At 46.2% G+C, this 14970-nt stretch carries 13 protein-coding genes; 5 read left to right on the forward strand and 8 right to left on the reverse strand.

Annotated elements, in window-relative coordinates; translation table 11 throughout:
• Positions 1-129: 129 nt before the first annotated feature.
• The 3 genes from ACRD7P_RS12790 to ACRD7P_RS12800 form a co-directional block, all read right to left on the reverse strand.
• Positions 130-2196, reverse strand: a complete 2067-nt coding sequence (locus ACRD7P_RS12790; RefSeq protein ID WP_430908015.1) for a mucoidy inhibitor MuiA family protein — start codon at positions 2194-2196, stop codon at positions 130-132.
• 136 nt (positions 2197-2332) lie between these two features.
• A complete protein-coding gene (locus ACRD7P_RS12795; protein WP_430908016.1) occupies positions 2333-2755 on the reverse strand; it encodes a thiol-disulfide oxidoreductase DCC family protein in 423 nt (140 codons plus the stop codon).
• 343 nt (positions 2756-3098) lie between these two features.
• Positions 3099-5267, reverse strand: a complete 2169-nt coding sequence (locus ACRD7P_RS12800) for an endonuclease MutS2 (protein WP_430908017.1) — start codon at positions 5265-5267, stop codon at positions 3099-3101.
• Between the two features lie 179 nt (positions 5268-5446).
• On the opposite strand from ACRD7P_RS12800, the gene ACRD7P_RS12805 reads away from it, so the two are divergent.
• Positions 5447-6112, forward strand: coding sequence for a uracil-DNA glycosylase (locus ACRD7P_RS12805; protein WP_430908060.1), 666 nt, complete (start codon positions 5447-5449; stop codon positions 6110-6112).
• Positions 6113-6536: 424 nt separating this feature from the next.
• Complete coding sequence (locus ACRD7P_RS12810) at positions 6537-6941, forward strand: response regulator (protein WP_430908018.1); 405 nt, start codon at positions 6537-6539, stop codon at positions 6939-6941.
• Positions 6942-6964: 23 nt separating this feature from the next.
• Here ACRD7P_RS12810 and ACRD7P_RS12815 read toward each other — a convergent pair whose 3' ends face one another.
• The 5 genes from ACRD7P_RS12815 to ACRD7P_RS12835 all read right to left on the reverse strand — a co-directional run bounded on the left by ACRD7P_RS12815 (position 6965) and on the right by ACRD7P_RS12835 (position 11146).
• Entirely contained in the window at positions 6965-7816 is an 852-nt protein-coding gene (locus ACRD7P_RS12815) for a substrate-binding domain-containing protein (protein ID WP_430908019.1), read from the reverse strand.
• 54 nt (positions 7817-7870) lie between these two features.
• A complete protein-coding gene (locus tag ACRD7P_RS12820) occupies positions 7871-8755 on the reverse strand; it encodes a nucleoside phosphorylase (RefSeq protein ID WP_430908020.1) in 885 nt (294 codons plus the stop codon).
• Between the two features lies 1 nt (position 8756).
• Positions 8757-9689 (reverse strand): DUF1835 domain-containing protein, encoded by a 933-nt coding sequence (locus tag ACRD7P_RS12825; RefSeq protein ID WP_430908021.1) that lies wholly within the window; start codon positions 9687-9689, stop codon positions 8757-8759.
• A 124-nt stretch (positions 9690-9813) separates the two neighbouring features.
• Positions 9814-10140, reverse strand: a complete 327-nt coding sequence (locus tag ACRD7P_RS12830) for a translation initiation factor (RefSeq protein ID WP_430908022.1) — start codon at positions 10138-10140, stop codon at positions 9814-9816.
• A 55-nt stretch (positions 10141-10195) separates the two neighbouring features.
• Positions 10196-11146 (reverse strand): isopenicillin N synthase family dioxygenase, encoded by a 951-nt coding sequence (locus ACRD7P_RS12835; RefSeq protein ID WP_430908023.1) that lies wholly within the window; start codon positions 11144-11146, stop codon positions 10196-10198.
• 296 nt (positions 11147-11442) lie between these two features.
• On the opposite strand from ACRD7P_RS12835, the gene ACRD7P_RS12840 reads away from it, so the two are divergent.
• The 3 genes from ACRD7P_RS12840 to ACRD7P_RS12850 all read left to right on the forward strand — a co-directional run bounded on the left by ACRD7P_RS12840 (position 11443) and on the right by ACRD7P_RS12850 (position 14783).
• Positions 11443-13419, forward strand: a complete 1977-nt coding sequence (locus tag ACRD7P_RS12840; RefSeq protein ID WP_430908024.1) for an alpha-ketoacid dehydrogenase subunit alpha/beta — start codon at positions 11443-11445, stop codon at positions 13417-13419.
• 193 nt (positions 13420-13612) lie between these two features.
• Positions 13613-14086 (forward strand): lipocalin family protein, encoded by a 474-nt coding sequence (locus ACRD7P_RS12845; protein ID WP_430908025.1) that lies wholly within the window; start codon positions 13613-13615, stop codon positions 14084-14086.
• A 4-nt stretch (positions 14087-14090) separates the two neighbouring features.
• A complete protein-coding gene (locus ACRD7P_RS12850; RefSeq protein WP_430908026.1) occupies positions 14091-14783 on the forward strand; it encodes an OmpA family protein in 693 nt (230 codons plus the stop codon).
• The last annotated feature ends 187 nt before the right edge of the window (positions 14784-14970 follow it).

Here is a 14970-nt window from a genome sequence, read left to right on the forward strand (position 1 = left end):
CTACTTCAAAATATGGTGCTGCGCTACATTTTTAAATGTAACCGTAGCGGTGCTATGCTTACATTCATAAAATGTCATATTTTATCGCAGCTAAAAGCTTCATTACGAAGTTCTAATGCATAAAGCGGGTTAAATGGAGATCCGTTTGTATTTTGGATACTTCACCTGAAACGAAAAACCTTCTGTTTTACTTTGTTGTGGCGATAGCTGCAGTTTCCAGGCCAAAAGTCCCTTTTTTGTATCGTATGCCGCCGTATGGGTCGTTATTTCACTTACTTTGATGTCCTTATTTTGAGAAATCGGGATGCGATCTACCAACTTGAGGTCGATGGGCGCGGACGTATTGTTTTTTACGGTAATGTCATAAGCCCTGTTCAGGATGCGATTACTACCGGTAAACGATTTTGCCTTGAAATTTTTACGCTGCTTTCGTGTTACCGTAATGTTTTGTTCGATTCCCAGCGAAACGGTCATCTCTTTTTTAGTCGTATAAGGGTCAATGGTCGTTTTTCCTGCATAGGTACCTTTAAAATAGATGCTGGCTTCTCCCGGCAACAACTTGTATTTTTCCCAGTTTTGAAAGGTGCTCGTCAGAAATACATGCTCATTTACGATGGGCGCCGCAAAATACTCGTATTTGGCATCGAGTTGAAAGGTGTTGATCTCTATGGCAACGATATCACCGTCCGAAGCGATGCTATACGGCTTTTTTATTACGAATTTGGTATTCGTAAGGGTATCTTCAACGGTGCTTTTTTTGGTGGTGATGACAACCACCCCATTACTGCCACGGCTACCATAAATGGCCCTGGCATTGGCTCCCGTTAGCGTTTCCACCGCCTGTATGGCATCGCTATCGATGTCCCCTTCCATAAACCCTTCCACAACAACACCGTCCACAACGTACAATGGCGTTTGCTCCCTACCAACCGAACTGGCACCACGTATCGTTATTCCCGTCGCCTTTCCCGCTACTTTTTGTACAGCGCTTACGGCACCGGTTGAGGCTTCGTTCTTGTTGGTGCCATAGCCGATAAGTACTACCTCATCCAGCTGAGAGGCATCTTCATCCAGCCGAATGTTCATCACGGACGAATAAATGGGGAGTTCCTCGTTGTGGAAACCAATATAGGAGACGACCAGTTCCTGCCCTTTTTGAACGGATAGGGAAAAATGACCGTCAAAATCCGTCTGGGTACCTTCCGAAGTTCCTTTGATGAGTACGGTCGCCCCGGGCAAAGGAGCGCCCGATTCGTCCACTACGGTTCCCGTAACCTTCCTTACCGAAGGATTGTACACGTATTTTTTCTTTTTCGCCGCCCGGGGAACGGTGTTTTGATAACCATTGGTAAAGTTGAGGTACTTGGTTCCCAAATTGGGCTTGGCCATGTTAATGTTGGGGTTTACGGTCGATAAGGTGATGGTGACGTTATCCCAGTCGTTTCCCGTTTTTTGGTATACATGCGCTTTGTATTTTAGGGATAACGGGGTATCGATCTTATTGGAGGTAATATCGTAATTCGGAATCCAACCGGCGCCCTGTACCTGATAGGAAATTTCCAGATCCAGGCTTGTGGCAACGGGGGCATCGAAGGTGATGTTGATTTCACCGCGTTCTTGTTCCGGGGCATTATTTAATTCTGCCAGTTGTTTTTGAAGTGCCCTGGTCTCTTGGTCCAGCTTTTTTACCGATAGGTTCGCACTAAAAATCTCATTTTTGATGGCGGTAATGCGTTGGCGGTAGTACGCGCCGATTTCTTTGATTTTTTCGAGGCTCAGCGCTTGATTACGTGCACTCACCTCCCGATTGGCCTGGATGACGCGTTCTTCCTCTTCCAACCCGGCGATATTATTCTTTAAAGCGGCAATTTCAAGGGCTATCCGTTCCAATCGGTCCAATAACGGGTCGGACACGGTAGTGGCTATCGGGATGGGATTAAAATTGAGATCATAGGACATGGACAGTATGGATACCGAACGTAATCCGCTAAGTTGGATGCTACTTTCATCGATTTCAGTAGAAAGTCCTGTCAGTGTAATCTCGGAGGTTCCTTCCGGAAGGGAGCACTGTGCAGTCCGTGTAATGTTCGCACCGTTCAAGTACACGGTTACAGCGGTTATTGCGGAGGGGGTTTTTGTATCGTTGCCAAAAGTCAATAAAGGGCAAAGGGCCAGAAATAGGCATAGCGTTTTCATACGGTCGTTGTTTTTAAGGTTGTGGCAAACCTATAGGGGATAACCGATACTGGCAATATAGAAACGGGGAAGATAGGGTAGTGGTGAGTGAAAAGGCCTTCTGATTGAGTTATACTATTTCGAAGTTAAAATGGTATTAATCCAGAAATTTGGACTTCAATTCTGGTGTAGGTACCATGCAGTGCTCCTTTTTGCCATACCATTGGTACCGGTTACGGGCAACAAAATCGTATACGATATTTCGGATTGGAGCCGGAATCCATAACAACAGCGACGATAACAGCCCGTAGCCGCGCAGGTGTTTGCCTATTTGCAAGGCCGCGTCCGACTTGGTATAGTACGCCAGCCCGGGCTCAATTAGGATGATGGAATCGACCTTTCCGGTATCTATTTTTCGTTCCGATAGCAACCGTTGCCCCAAAGTGCTTTGTAGGGTAGCATATCGAAATTGGTCTTTTTTGTCCCGTTGGATCACAAATTGAATGGAGCTATTGCACAAATTGCAGACCCCATCGAAGAGTATGATTTTTTTGGCCTTTTCCATCGTCTGCTGTTCCATTTTCGAATAAAGTAACAAAGATACGGCCAAAGCCTTTTTTGTCTGATATTTTTGGCATCGATTTAACCAATACTGTCATTCGTTCGGTTAAACCGTTGCAACAAGGTTGTCGAGGACGGTTTTCCAAAACGGTAAAAGCGGATGGTTTCAATACAAAAAAATCCGTTTCTCAGGTTTCGGTCCTAGAAACTTCGTTTGGGTAGCGTTAGTTGTTCCAGTGTCCGTAACGCTTTGCGAATAAATACATCCCAATGGTCATACGCACGCTTTTTATCGAAACCCACCGAAAAATAGGCAACTTGGATATAATCGTATACGATTTTCGGTAAGGTATTACCATCTTTTACGCCCGTTCCACGAGCTCCAATTGGGAGACGCTTACACTGGTGGTGAACATTCCGTAGTTGACCACCGCTTTTCCCTTTTCCAGTTTGTCTATGGAGCCCACGGCCTTTCCGTCCGTCATGCGCACCCGGTCCCCAAGCTTTAGTTCGGGTTTTGGGGCTTCGGGGTTTTTTTTGAGCCCCTTTTTCTTTGCCACGGCCTTTTTCTCCCGGATTACCTTTACCTCCTTTTGGGCCTCCTGGGCCACTTTTGCCTTTCTGGCGCGTTCCGCACGGTCCTCTTTGGCCGATTTTTTCTTGCGCTTACTGTTCTCGGTTTCTACGATCCGTAACAGTTCGGATACCAAGATGCGCTTTTTATTCGTCTTAAAATAGCTGTTGGCCGCCTTGTCCACTTTATTTCCCAAATGGATCATGCGTTGATCATGGTCATAAAGCTCTTGGTAGTTTTCCAGCTTTGTCTTTATCTTATCGTTCAGCTTTTCCAATCGCAACGCTTCCTCTTTTGCCCGTTGTTCCTCCTCTTGCAGTCTAGAGCCCGTTTTGGCCATTTTGCTGCGTTCTTTCTGTAATTTGGCTATAGTGGCGTCAAAACGGACTTTTCCGCGCTCTATCTTCTTCTTAGCCTTGTTTATGAGGGAGTAGGGGATGCCATTCTTCTGGGCGACCTCAAAAGTGAACGAACTTCCCGCTTCCCCGAGTACCAATTGAAAGGTCGGTTCCAGCGTTTTGCCGTCGAACAACATGTTGGCGTTGGTCGTATGGGCCAATTCATCGGCCAAGGCCTTCAGGTTGGCATAGTGGGTGGTAATAACGCCAAACGCGCCCCGTTCGTAGAACACCTCTAGAAAAGCTTCGGCCAGCGCCCCTCCGAGTTCCGGATCGCTACCGGTACCGAACTCATCGATCAAAAAGAGCGTATCCGCATCACAAGTCTTTAGGAAACGGTTCATGTTCTTTAGCCGATAGCTATAGGTGCTCAAGTGGTTTTCTATGGATTGGTTGTCACCGATATCGGTCAATACCTGATCAAAGAAACAGACAGAACTCCTTTCATGTACCGGAATCAACAATCCCGATTGGAGCATTACCTGCAAGAGTCCTATGGTCTTTAGGGTAATGCTTTTACCGCCCGCATTGGGTCCGGAAATCACGATGATCCGGTTTTCCGGTTCCAGGGCAATGGTTTGCGGGTAGGTGGTTTCGTTCCGCATGCGGTTGCTGAGGTAGAGTAACGGGTGATAGGCGTCCCTTAGAAAAAGTCTTTTTTCCGTATTGATGTTCGGGAACAAGGCATCCATTTCCGAGGCGTACTTGGCTTTGGCCGCGGTTACGTCCATTTCCGTTAAAAAGACCTGATAGTCGCGCAGGGGTTCGGAAAACGGTCTTAGAAAGTCGCTAAGCGCGTTTAAAATGCGCTGGATCTCCTCTTTTTCATCAAACTCCAAATTGTTCAGTTCCCGGCTGTACTTTAAGGACGCTTCGGGCTCAATGTAAACGATACTTCCCGTTTTGGAAGATCCCATGACGGTTCCCTTCACCTTTCTTCGGTACATGGCCTTGACCGCCAGTACCCGCCTATTTTCAACGACCGATTCCCGGATATCGTCCAAATAATCCGATCCGTGGTACAAATTCAGAGCCGTTGCAAAACTCTGTCCGATCTTTCCGCGTACCTGGTTTATCTGGCGGCGTATGGAAAAGAGCGTATCGGACGCACGGTCCTTTACTTCGCCAAAACGATCGATAATGGTGTCGATCTGTGCGGGAATTTCCTTGTTGGCCTCAACCTCTTCCGAAAAGGCATACAGCAAGGGATAATACTCCTTAAATTTTTTAAAGAATTTTTTATGCAGATTGATGGTTTCGCAGATGCCGGAAATCCTTCGGAACCCTTTTACTTCCAAAGTGGTGTTTTCAATTTTAAGGAGCTTCAGCTCGGTCGAGATCGCATCGAAACCATGATTTGGAATACGGTTTTCGCTGATTAAGGAGGATTGGTATTCCGCAGTATGGCCCAGCGCCCGTAAAAGCTTGGTTTCATCGGTGAAGGGGGAGAGCGCCAGGGCGGCCTCTTTTCCCAATTCGGTATTGCAACGACCGGAAAGCTGTTCCAGTACTGTGGGGAACTCCAGGTCTTGTAGGGTTTTTTGTCGTATTGCTCGCATCTGTGGTGTAAAACGGAGCAAAGGTATGTATTAGGGGCGAAACCCGAAGTATGCCGAAAGGCTAAAGTTATGGCGCCAAGGGGATGTCCTATGGAAAAAACGCTTCCGGGTTCAGATCCCGCAAAGTTGTTCTAGAAGTGGGAAAAAAGGTATTTTTGATGCCCAATACCCATACCGCTATGAACGTTACGATCGCCCCGAGTTGGAAAACGCAGTTGCAGGACGAATTTGAACAGCCTTATTTTCAACAATTGGCCCAATTTGTCAAGAAGGAATATACCGACCACGTTTGCTACCCAAAAGGAAAGGATATTTTTGCCGCTTTTGACCATTGCGCCTACGATGACACAAAGGTGGTCATCATAGGGCAGGACCCCTATCATGGCCCTTCACAAGCGAACGGACTTTGTTTTTCGGTTCAGGAACACATGCCGCATCCGCCTTCACTGATCAATATCTTTAAGGAAATAGAAAAGGATATCGGTACCGCTTATCCAAAAAACGGAAGTTTGGAACGTTGGGCAAAACAAGGAGTTTTGCTACTGAACGCTACACTTACCGTTCGCGCGCATAGCGCCGGTAGCCATCAGGGAAAGGGATGGGAAACGTTTACGGATGCGGTGATCCGTACCCTTTCGAAGAAGCGGGAGGGAGTGGTTTTTCTGCTTTGGGGCGGTTTTGCAAAAAAGAAGAGCAGTTTGGTGGACACCATAAAGCACCACGTGCTCACCTCTGGCCACCCATCTCCCTTGAGCGCCAATAGGGGATATTGGTTCGGGAACGGTCATTTTGGTAAAACCAATGCCTTGTTGCAGCAGCAGGGCAAAGTCCCTATCGTATGGTAGGCCTGGGGATACCGACATAACTTCTATTTTTTCTAGTACCCTCTAAAGCTATTTTTGGCTTTACCGCTTTGGTAATTTTACATTTGAGACAGCCTTATGTTCGCTGTCCTTTGTTTTTGGGTTTAATCGGTAACGATCGCTAAGGTTTATTGGCGTTAAATGGAAAAGCGATACTTGGTCAAAGCCTTTTTTTTCGATTTAAAAAAAGGAGCTGTATTGTGATTTTCCTACATCTTAAAAAAGAGTTGAATACAACGGCATGCCATCCTAGAAAAGAGTGATCCCATTGAAAATATAAGGCTTGAGGGATGTTGTGATATTCACGAGCAACCCGGTTGAAAACTGATATTTATGTTTCTTTTAGCGATTAAAGGCAAAGAAAAGTATTACTTTTATATAAGAATATCAAACTAAATTCAACCATTTGAAAACCACCACACCAAACCTTCGCTCTATCTTATTGGTAGACGATGACCATGCGAACAATTTTATTAACTCCATCTTTATCAACCAATTAGGGTTGGACGTTAAGGTGAATATCGCACTAAACGGAGAAGAAGCACTTCGCTTTATCAATGATTCCTTTGTAGGACCCTGTTTGCTCATCTTGGACATTCATATGCCCGTTATGGACGGATGGGGGTTTCTAAAACGGTACGAATCCTCGATTCCCCAGGAAATCAAGGATAAAATCGTAATCGTGATGATTACGGTAAGTACTGATGAAACGGATAAAGCCAAGGCGAAAAAGAACCCCTATGTTTCACGTTACATGCAAAAACCGTTATCGGACCTTAAATTTCAGCGGCTGATAAAAAAGTACTTTTAAAATCTAAGCGTTATTGCTTGTTGTTATGGAATTAGGAGCAGTTTTTCCGATGGCAGTATGGTATCGATCAGTTCCAACTTCGAAAGTTGTTCCTGAACCATCCTTAAGCCTGAAGCGGATAGCGGTTCCTGGCTCCACTCGGTAAGCCGTAGCCATTCCTGAATGTCCGGTAGGGTCTGCCCATAGCGGTTGGACAAGGTGCGGTCGATACTGGGAATGTTTTTAAACTCAACGGTATATTTTTTGATGAGCTCGCATACATGCTTCAAACAGGCCTGTTCCGTGGACGAGAAACGGTCCGTTGCGGCGATAACAAAACAGGGCCATGGGGTAGGGCAGTCGCCCAATCGTCTAAAGGTGCCGTTGTCTACCAAGGGTTTTGTGGTAAAGTGTTCCCACATAAAGTAATCGGCATTGCCATTGGTGAGCGCTTCCACGGCACCATCCAAATGGTCGACGACCTCAAACCGTAACGAACCGGTATCCCAGCCTTCATTTTCGGCATGTACGTAGGCCATGAGATGACTACCGCTGCCGAAACGACTAATGGCCACTTTTGCCCCTTTTAAATCGCTTATTTCCCTAAAATTACTTTTTGCCCCTACATGGATGCCCCAGCGCAAGGGGCTCTCTATATATTTTTGAACGATTTTGACGGTATTTCCGGAGGTGATGCTTTTTACGATGCCCTCGGTTAAAATAATGGCGAGGTCCGCTTCCCCGGAAGCCAGCAACTCGCTCATCCTTCCCGTTCCTTCGGGTACATCGGTCCATTGCAGGTCGATGCCCCTTTCTTCAAAAGCACCTTCGTCAATGGCCAAATGCCAAGGGAAGTTAAAATGTTCCGGTACGCCTACGATTTTTACTGTTTTCATATCGAACGTAATCAATAAGGGGTTTTGGTTTTATAGTTTTTCCGTTTTGGATGTTCACGGTTCGGTACCGGCAGAGGCCAAACGGTCCAGAGCATATTGAATAAGTTCCTGCACCGTTTCCGAGGCCTTGATGGAAAAGGCGCCAGTGGCCCGATTGGCCAAAATGGCGTTCAAGGAGACTGCCCGGTGTCCCAATAAGCTTGCCAACAGGTATATCCCTGAGGTTTCCATTTCCAAGTTGGTTATTTGGTGGTCGCCGTATCGAAAACTGGTCAACTGTTCAAAAAACGCAAGATTGGAAGCCCGCAAGCGCAAATTTCTTCCTTGAGGGCCGTAAAATCCGGTATTGGTTACCGTCACCCCAAATCGTATACGATTTGAGATAAAATGATCTTTAAGGTTTTCGTCGCAGGGAAGGCTGTAGGGCACGGCTTTTTCCTTTGCCCACTTTGTTTGGGATACAAAGGCCTTGGCCAGTCGCTGTTTCCCATCTAGCTGGTGTTGGTAGTGGTGCATTAGTCCGTCCAGTCCCAGTGCGAATTCGCTCAGTAAAAAGGAATCTACGGGAATATCGGGCTGCACGGCGCCGGAAGTACCGATGCGCACAATGTCCAGTATCGTTCGTTCCTTTTTTATGGTCCGACTTTCAAAATCGATGTTGACCAATGCATCCAATTCATTTAGAACGATATCGATATTGTCCGTTCCGATACCTGTGGAAATCACGGTCAATTTTTTTTCGTTCAAATATCCGGTATGGGTATGGAACTCCCTTTTGTTCCTACAAACGGTAATCCTATCAAAGTGTTTGGAAACCTGCGGGACCCTTTCGGGATCACCCACAAAAATGATGGTTTTGGCAATATCCTCCGGTCGGAGACATAAATGATAAATGGAGCCATCCTCGTTAAGGATCAGTTCGGACGGGGCTAGGGGCATACTACAGTTTCAGTATTCGATCGGTATCCGTGTTGTAAAGGTAGCTGTACTTCAATGCGCCGCCCAAGTATACTTCATGGTCCTGTAATCCCGAATAGTAGCTTGTTTTTTCCGCCAATATGTCCTTTCCTTTGTTCGATAGGCGAACGGGATTAAAAGAGGAAAACAGCGGTTTTAGGCGAAGGATTGCCCTATTGTACTGGCTGTTCCCGAATCCCAGCCAATTTTGATTTTGCAGTAGTGCACGCAGGAATTCCTTTTTATTGGAGGGTTTCTCCTGTACTGCCAGCTTCAAAATGGTATTTTCCATATGGTTCAAACCATTGCGAATCGATGGAAATCGCTGCAGATGCATTTTTATTGCGTCGGAGAGGTAATGGAATTGATACTGATCAAAATCGGTAAGGTTTTCCAGCCGCATAGGATTGTCGCTGCAGTAGAGCTGCCAAACGTAGTCCGCGTACTCGATATCGTCCTGAGTCAGGGTTATCTTTTTTTGGTAAAGGGCCGACAATTGCTCATCGGAGAGTTGGTCGAGGGTGAAAAGACGGTCGCTATTGTCCTCTTTGCCGCTACATACCAGGGAAACCTGGGCGTACTTCCGATGGGTTTTTAGCCAGCTGATCACCGCTAACATATTGATCTGGCAAAAAAGATCGTATTCAAACCACAATACAATTTCGTCCTGCTGTTTGTGATTGCAGAGCGAACGGTATTCCTTTAGGGTCTTTTCGATAAAGGAGGACTTTGAAATGCGGTAGTTTTTATGCAGAAAATCGAAGCGGGCCTTCCAGAACGATTCGCTACCTACGCTGGTCAAGGTTTTTCCCTCGCACAACATTTCGCGCCATGTAATGATATCGCCTTTCCAATGAAGTTTCTTCAAACGGTCGGTAAAAAAATCCCCGTTCGTGATGTGTAAAACTGAGCTCATTGGACTTAGGTATTGGTTCTAGCTATTAAAAATAGCATTTAATCGAAACAAACAAAATTAAATTAACACAAAGTGTAGCTATCCGTGTTTTTAAAAATGTCCCCGTTCCGTTTCTCCGGCATGATCAACCCCCGACGCGCTTTACTTTAAAGCCTTTCTCCTTTAAAATGGCCATGATCTTGTCCCTGTAATCTCCTTGTATGATGATGGTGCCCTGTTTGAAACTTCCGCCGACCCCTAGGGTGGTCTTCAACGTTTTTGCCAGTTTTTTGAAATCGCTTTCGGCGCCGTTGTACCCGTCCAAAATGGTAATCGGTTTTCCTTTGCGCTTTTCATACTTGCAGAGAATGGGTTCCTCCTGCAACCAAACTTCCGATTTGGCCGGTTTTTCCACCTCTTTTTCGGGTACATGCTCCGGAAAAAGGTTTTTTAGTTGGTCTTTGAGATCCATGGATAGTTGGTGTTTTGTTGATAATGGGGCATCGGTACTGTGAAAAACATGTCGTTTAGGCTTTTACCAGCCCGAGTTCGATAAGCCTTTCATGCAAAAATTCCCCTGCGGTAATGTCCTCGAATTGTTTTGGTTTGTTGTCGTCAACACAGTTTTCCAGACAGTTCAATGGCATTTCGCTAATGGGATGCATGAAAAAGGGAATCGAATAGCGCGATGTTCCCCAAAGTTCCCTTGGGGGGTTCACCACTTTATGTATGGTAGATTTTAGCCTGTTGTTGGTCAAACGGGACAGCATGTCGCCTACGTTTATCATCAGTTGGTCGGGTCGCGCAATGGCGTCGATCCATTCTCCTTGGTGGTTTTGCACTTGAAGCCCTTTACCGTGTGCGCCCATCAACAGGGTGATCAGGTTGATATCTCCATGCGCGGCGGCCCGTTCCGCGTTTTTTGGTTCGTCGGTAATAGGTGGGTAATGTATGGGTCTTAAAATGGAGTTCCCGTTCTTGATAAACTTGTCGAAGTAGGTCTCCTCCAGATCAAGGTGCAGTGCAAGTGCCCGCAACACGTATTTGGCCGTTTTTTCCAACATCCGATAGGTTTCCTTGCCCACAATGTTGAATTTGGGAAGTTCCGCTACCAACACGTTATCGTGATATTCCTTTTCCAGGGCGGGGTTGTCCGTAACGTACTGCCCAAAATGCCAAAACTCCTTTAAATCGCCTTCTTTTCGTCCTTTCGCATGTTCTTTTCCAAAAGAAGTATATCCCCGTTGCCCGCCGATACCTGCAATTTCATACTTGTCCTTGGTTTGCTGTGGCAGCTCAAAAAACGCTTTTATTTCGGTGTAAAGATCCGCTACCAGCGCCTCTGATAGAAAATGACCGCTCAAGGCGACAAAACCGATATCACCAAAGGCATTGCCGATATCCTCGGTAAATTTTTGTTTCCGTGCGGGGTCATCCGATATGAAATCCCGTAAATCGACACTGGGTATTGTATTCATGCCCTTTATTTAGTGAACCTGTACAGGCTTGTTTTCCGACCTTCAAAAATCACATTTTACATCGCTATCCCGTTATTTTCAGGAACTCGATTCCTATCACGTTTTCTAAAAACGACTACAAAACGGCACAAATGCAAATTTTATGGGTTCCGAACAAGACGTTTGAACCGGTTCAATTAGAATTATAACAAAGTTAGTAAATATTGGAAGGATGGAATAGCGTACGGATGCTGTTTTAAGCGTGCATTTTCGTTACATTTATCCTTAGATTGTATTAAAAAACGCCAAAATATAACATGAAGTACCAAAACAAGGGCATTTCGGACGCGACATCGGTATTGCTTTACCAAAGGATGTTGACCTCACGAATGATCGAGGAAAAGATGCTTATCCTACTCCGACAGGGTAAAATTTCCAAATGGTTCAGTGGTATCGGGCAAGAAGCCGTTTCGGTAGGCGTTACCACCGCCTTGGACGAAGCGGAATATATACTTCCCATGCACCGGAACCTGGGAGTGTTCGTCAGCAGGGGTATTCCGTTGAATCGATTGTTCTCGCAATGGCAGGGCAAGGCAAATGGTTTTACCAAGGGGCGGGACCGCAGTTTTCACTTTGGCAGCCAAGAACATAAAATTGTTGGAATGATCTCGCATTTGGGTCCGCAAATGGGTGTTGCCGACGGTATCGCATTGGCCCATACCATTACGGGGGACAAGAAAGTGACCGCGGTTTTCAGCGGGGAAGGGGGAACCAGCGAGGGTGACTTTCATGAAGCGCTCAATATCGCCTCGGTTTGGAACTTGCCGGTACTATTTTGCATCGAAAACAATGGATACGGACTTTCGACCCCGACCAAGGAGCAGTATAATTGTGACAATTTGGTAGATCGCGGCCCAGGGTATGGTATGGAATCCCATTTTCTAGATGGCAACAATGTGCTAGAGGTATATGCCCTGATCGATTCCCTAAGAAAAAGCATGTTATCACATCCCCGCCCCGTGCTTTTGGAATTTAAAACCTTTCGTATGCGCGGTCATGAAGAGGCGAGCGGTACCAAATATGTTCCGGAGGCACTTATGGCCAAATGGGCGGCGAAGGACCCTTTGGAAAACTATGAGACTTTTCTGCGGGAAGAAGGGTTGCTAACGGGTTCCCGCATAGCGGAGCTTAAATCGGAAATTACAGCGGAAATCGATACCCATTTGAAAACCGTTTTCGCCGAGGAGTCTGTACAGTATAATAAAAGTGATGAATTAAATGATGTATACAAACCATTTGATTTTAAAGAAATTAAAATTGGTAATAATACTGAAAAAATTCGTTTTGTAGATGCAATTTCCCAAGGGCTGCGACAAGCCATGGAGCAGTATCAAAATCTGGTTATCATGGGTCAGGATATTGCGGACTATGGCGGTGTTTTCAAAATTACGGAGGGGTTCGTACAGGAGTTTGGAAAAGAACGGGTGCGTAATACACCGATCTGTGAATCGGCCGTGGTTTCGGCCGCGATGGGCCTTTCCATTGCAGGTATGAAAGCCGTTGTTGAAATGCAATTCGCCGATTTTGCGAGTACCGGTTTTAATCCGATTGTAAACTACCTGGCCAAAAGCCATTATCGATGGGGCGAAAAGGCCGACGTGGTCATACGGATGCCCTGTGGGGGCGATGTAGGCGCCGGACCCTTCCATTCGCAGACGAACGAAGCCTGGTTTACCAAAACACCGGGTTTAAAAGTAGTGTATCCCGCTTTTCCCTATGACGCCAAAGGGTTACTGGCTACCGCGATAGCGGACCCCAATCCCGTGCTGTTTTTTGAGCACAAAGGACTCTATAGAAGTGTTGACCAAGAAGTGCCGACCGACTACTATACCCTTCCTTTTGGCAAGGCATCGATACTGCGGTCCGGTGATGCCATTACCATCGTGAGTTATGGTGCAGCGGTCCATTGGGCAATGGATACGTTGGCGAAGCATCCGGGCATCCAGGCCGAACTTATCGATCTAAGGACGCTCGCTCCCTTGGATACCGAAACAATATTCCAATCGGTACAAAAAACGGGAAAACTCATTATTCTCCAGGAAGACAGCCTGTTCGGGGGTGTGGCCAGTGATATTTCCGCATTGGTTACAGAGCATTGTTTTGCGTATTTGGACGGACCTATCAAACGGGTGGCCAGTGAAGAAACGCCCATCCCTTTTGCAAAAAACCTTGAGGACGGTTATTTGCCCAAAGGACGTTTCGAATCGGAATTACTGGACCTATTGGCATATTAATACCATTTTAAGTTGCCGGTTTTTTTGTCCCATTTTTCGGTCTTCTTTAGCGAAAAGCATCAAAGCATCTTCGATATGGGGCAATCACTTGACCGCTTTTGCCTCATCTTTGCAATCAATTAACATCATTTAACGTTTTTTCAAGGCCAAGCAAGCGGTCGGACACGTATATAGAATTATAAAAAACACCCCAATGAACAAAACACTTTTATTTTTTCTGGCGCTGGGATTTACCATCAGCTCCTGTTCTCTATCCAAGGCGGTACGGGAACAACGCAACCTATTGAGCGGTACATGGACGCTCACTGATGTTTCTTATGAAAATAGTTCGGGAAGCTTCCAATCCACCCTCTTCAACGATGCCAAGGACATCTGTTTTGAAGGCAGTGATTGGTTTTTTAGGGACAATAATAGCACAGGTCGCTATACCCTTTCCGCTTCGTCCCTTTGTACGGGCGGTGATCGGTATATCCGATGGTCCGTTGTCGATGGGAGCCCGAACCAATTACAGTTCAAACGTATCGATGAAAAGAACAAGGATATTTCCGGGGGACAGGGATATCGCTTGAACATCAGCTCCTTGTCCGCTACCCAAATGGTCTTAAAGTCGAACAGCACGGTAGGTGCGGATCGAGTGACCATCGTTTATCAATTCACTAAAAAATAGAACAATGCATAGCAATACGATTAAAATATTTAGCGCCGTAATGGCATTGACCATGTTTACGGCCTGTAAAACAGTACAGAACGCCAACAAAACCCAAAAAGGTGCCGTTATCGGTGCAAGTGGGGGTGCCGTGTTGGGCGGTGTCATCGGAAATAATGTCGGCAAAGGGAATACGGCACTCGGTGCCATCATCGGCGCAGTTGTCGGTGGTGCGGCCGGTGGTTATATCGGAAACCGTATGGACCGACAGGCCGAACGCATCGAATCCGAAATTCCCGGTGCCGAAGTAACCCGGGTAGGGGAAGGAATCAACGTAACCTTTACGGAAGACGCCGGGGTATATTTTGACACCAACAAATCCAGCGTAAAAGGAACTTCCGCTACCACATTGGACAAATTGGCCGGAATATTCAAGGAATATCCACATTCCTATATTTTGGTGGAGGGCCATACCGATAGTGCCGGACCAGAGGATTATAATATGAGCCTTTCCAAACAACGGGCAGAATCCGTAACACGCTATTTGGTGGGGCAAGGTATTTCTAACGGCCGCTTTACCACCAAGTGGTACGGAGAGGGACAACCGGTAGGGGACAATACGACCACCGAAGGAAAAGCAAAGAACCGCAGGGTAGAGCTTGCCATCGTTGCCGATGAGGAGCTAAAACAAGAGGCCAAGGAAAAAGCGGGACAGTAATAATACCATTTCAAAGTTAAAATGGCATAAGACATAGCTGACTGCGATTTTAAAGGGTATAGCACAAAAAATCCCGGGAATTCTCGGGATTTTTTTGTTTTCAATAGTACGTACGTTCCCATTGTTCGGATAGCAGCCGGGAGTTGTTTGGCCCGTGGGAATCTATTCGTTTCGGATGGAAATTTCC

This window comes from Maribacter sp. 2-571 (genome assembly GCF_050589625.1).
Taxonomy (GTDB): Bacteria; Bacteroidota; Bacteroidia; order Flavobacteriales; family Flavobacteriaceae; genus Pelagihabitans.